The sequence below is a fragment of the Actinoallomurus oryzae genome, from assembly GCF_039541955.1.
Classification (GTDB): domain Bacteria; phylum Actinomycetota; class Actinomycetes; order Streptosporangiales; family Streptosporangiaceae; genus Actinoallomurus; species Actinoallomurus oryzae.
In genome coordinates this window covers 1-4,118 of the sequence record NZ_BAABHF010000033.1, presented here as the reverse complement: position 1 = coordinate 4,118, position 4,118 = coordinate 1, and the positions used below count along the sequence as shown (strand labels likewise).

General features: G+C 71.0%; 1 protein-coding gene. It reads left to right on the top strand.

The features are described from left to right. On the top strand, positions 1–4,118 hold a 4,118-nt coding region (locus tag ABEA10_RS27950; protein WP_345468960.1), incomplete at both ends, for an AAA family ATPase.

Sequence of the window (4,118 nt, the reverse complement as noted above, 5' to 3'; positions counted from 1 at the left end):
TCGCGGTTGGTGGGGCGTGATGGTGAGGTCGCGGCGCTGGAGGCGGCGTTCGAGGAGTCATTGGCGGGCCGGTGCCGTGGCGTGCTGATCGGGGGGTTGCCTGGCGTGGGGAAGACGGCGCTGGTCGATGAGCTGCGGCCGATGGTGACGAGCCGGGACGGCTGGTTCGTGACGGGCAAGTTCGACCAGTATCGCCGGGATCTGGAGTTCGACGCGGTTGAGCAGGCGTTTCGGGCGTTGGGCCGGTTGTTGCTGGCCGAGCCGGAGGACGAGCTGGCCGAGGTCCGCGGGCGGATACTTCAGGCGGTCGGCCCGAACGCGGGCCTGCTGACCGCGGTGGTGCCGGAGTTCGCGGCGCTGCTGGCGGTGCCGCCGGATCCGGGGGATCCGCTGACCGCGCAGGTGCGGGCGCAGCGGATGGCGGTGGATGTGTTGCGCGTGGTCGCATCGAGGAAGCGGCCGGTGGTGGTGTTCATCGATGACCTGCAGTGGGCGGGGCGGACGCCGCTCGGCGTCGTCGAGATCATGCTGGACGAGGAGTCCGTCGACGGCCTGCTACTGGTGGGGGCGTACCGAGAAGGCGATGTGGCCGCGACCCATCCGCTGGCGGCGCCGCTGTCTCGCTGGCGTGAACAGTCCGAGGTGCGGCATCTGCGGCTGGTCAACCTCCCGGTGTCCGGCACGATCTCCATGGTCGCGGAGATGCTGCATGTGGAACCGGCCGTGGCGGCGGACCTGGCCGAGGCGATCAGTCCGTTCACGTCCGGCAACCCGTACGAGACGGTGGAACTGCTCAACACGCTACGGCGCGGCGGCGCGTTGACGGCGACGGCCGCCGGGTGGCGGTGGGACGTGGCGGCCGTGCTTGCTCAGCTGGGTCGGTCCGAGGTGGCGGGGCTGCTGGCGGCGCGGGTCGCGGCCTTGCCGGCACGGTCGCGACAGGTGGTGGAGGCGATGGCGTGTCTGGGCGGGCGAGCCAAGCTGACCGTGCTGCGGACCGCCGTCGCCGCATCGGCGGGGGTGGTGGAAAAGGCACTGGCGCCCGCTCTCGACGATCGTCTGCTGACGCCGGAGCCCGGGGCCCTCCAGTCGGTGCGGTTTCGTCACGACCGGATCCGCGAGGTGGTCCTGGAGGGACTGGATCCATCGCGGCGGCGCACTCTGCAGCTGACCATGGCGCGGCGGCTCGCCGCGGTGCCGGAGTGGTTCGCGGTCGCGGCGGAGCAGTACCTGCCGGTGGCCGAGGCGGTGGACGACCCCGCGGAGCGGCGCCGGGTGGTGGAGCTGTTGCGGCGCGCCGCCGACCAGGCGATCCTGATCGGGGACTATGCGCTGGTGAACGCGCTGCTGACGGCGGCGCTGCGGCTGATCGACCCGGCTGCGACCGCCACGCTGATTCAGGTGCACACCGGCCGTCATCTCGCGCTGTACAGCATGGGGCGTTTGGACGATGTGGACGAGGAATACCGTGTCACCGAGGCGCTCTGCTCCACTGTCCTGGAACGCATCGACGCGACGTGCGTACAGGTCAGAAGCCTGACCCACCGGAACTGTCTTGCCGAGGCACTCGCCCTGGGCATGCGGACGCTCCGCGAATTGGGCATCGCCGTCCCGACCGCGGACCGGTTCCCCGCCGAGCTCGACCGCCAGTTCGGCTATCTGTACCGGTGGCTGGATCACACCGAGGGCGGCGACGAGCGGGCTTGGCAGGACATCACCGATTCTCGGTTGCTCGCCGCGTCCTCTGTGATCAACTCGCTTCTGCCGGCGAGCTACTTCGTCGCCGACCAGGCCATGCTCGCCTGGCTGAGCCTGGAGGCGCTGCGGATCTGGCTTGAGCACGGCTCCGCCCGGACGCTCATCGGCCCGGCGATGCACGTCGGCTTCTCGGCTGTGGCGCTGCGCGGTGACCACGCCGCCGCGTACCAGGCGGCGCGACGGATCCTGGCGCTGGGCGAGGCCCGCGGTTACGAGCCCGACACTTCACAGGCGCGCTTCCTGTTCGCCTTCTTGAGCTGCTGGTTCGAGCCGATCGAAAACGGCATCAAAGCAGCTCAGCAGGCCCGCGAGGGGCTGGTGGCGGGGGGTGACCTGGCCAACGCCGGATACACCTACGTGCCGGCCGTACAACACCTGCTGGATTGTGCGCCCTCGCTGGACAGTTGCGTCGTCGAGCTGGAGGCGGGGCTGGCTTTCATGCGGCGTACCGGTAGCGAGCAGATCGCTCAGGGGCTCGACACCTATCGGTGGCTCGTGGGTGCGCTGCGCGGCGAAATCTCCGACGCGGCCGGTGAGGCGACGCCGGACAGATACGCCGGCAACCTGGTGGCGCTTTTCCAGGCGCACGTCAACCATGCGATCGCCGCCGCGATCTTCGACGACCTGGCGGGCCTGACACGACACATTGCGGCGGCGATGTCTCTGCTGGTCCCGGCCGAGTACGCGGCCGCCGTGGCCCGCGTGCTGCAGGGCCTGGCCCTTGCCGGTCAGGCCCGTCACCACCACGGTGACGAGCGCGGCAGCCTGCTGTCCGAGCTGGATGACGTGACGCGGTGGCTGGCCGCACGTGCCGCCAGCGCACCGGCGAATTTCCTGCATCTGCTGCGGTTGATCGAGGCCGAGCGTGCCTGGGCGGCCGGCGACTTCCGTATCGCGGCCATCGCCTTCGACGCCGCCCGATGCGAGGTCGCCAAGCGCCGCCGTCCATGGCATCAGGCGTTGATCACCGAGCGCGCGGCCCGTTTCTACCTCGCCCACGGCGTCGAACACACCGGCTACCAACTCTTGGCCGAAGCGCGTCGGCAGTACCTCGAATGGGGCGCGGCCGCGAAAGCCGCCCAGCTCGACTGGGCGTACCCGCGCCTGCGGGCACAGCGCGAGGCGACCACCGGGTCGAGCGGAGGCCGGTCCGGCGATGCCCTCCGTGAGCGGGCCGTCGTCACGACCGGAACCCTTGACCTGCTCGGCATCCTGTCCGCGTCGCAGGCGCTGAGCTCGGAGACCAGCGTCGAGCGGCTGCACGCCCGCGTGGTCCGGGTGCTCAGCGCGATGACCGGCGCCACCGGCGTACACCTGCCGCTGTGGAGCGAGGACCGGAAGGGCTGGATCCTGCCGACCGCGGACGGCGGCACCGCTCTGATCAGTGGAACCGGCCACGAACGAGCGGTGCCGATGTCCGTGCTGCGGTACGCGCGGCGCACCGGTGAGCCGCTCATCGTGGACGACGCCACCCGCGACGACCGCTTCGCCCGCGATCCGTACTTCTCCGACGTGACCTTCTGCTCGCTGCTGGCCGTGCCGATCCTCAGCCGCGGCACGCTGCACGCGGTGCTGTTGCTGGAGAACCGCCTCATCCGCAGCGCCTTCACCGTCGAACGGCTCGACGCCGTCAGACTCATCGCGGGGCAGCTCGCGGTGTCGCTGGACAACGCCCATCTGTACGCGGAGTTCCGCCGGATCGCCGATGAGCAGGCGGCGCTGCGGCGGGTGGCGACGCTGGTCGCCCGCGGCGTGGCGCCGGAGTCGATGTTCACGGCGGTGGCCGAAGAGGTCACCACGCTCATCGGTGCCGACGACACGGCGATCGTCCGGTTCGAACCGGACGGGGAGACGACGGTGATGGGGGGCCACGGGTTCTGGCGCTCTCTGTCGGGTGCTCGGGGCAGGCTCGATCCCCGCTCGGCCATGGCGTCGGTGCAGGAGGCGGGCCGCGCCGCCCGGCACGACCTGCAAGATCTGAGGTGGGCGGGCGAGATCACCTCCGAGGGACCGCGTCACGCGGTCGCCGGTCCGATCGTGGTGGAGGGCCGGGTCTGGGGCGCGATCGGCGTCGGGTCGGGGCGCGAACCGCTGCCCCAGGACACCGAGCAACGACTGGCCGACTTCACCGAACTCGTCGCGACCGCCATCGCCAACGCCGCCAGCCGCAACGAACTCACCAACTCCCGCATGCGGATCGTCGCCGCCGCCGACCAGGCACGCCGCCGGATCGAACGCGACCTGCACGACGGCGCCCAGCAACGCCTGGTCTCCCTGACCCTGCGCATACGCGCCGCGCAGGCGGCCGCACCCCCACACCTCACCGAACTCGTCACCGAACTCGACGACCTCGCCGCCGA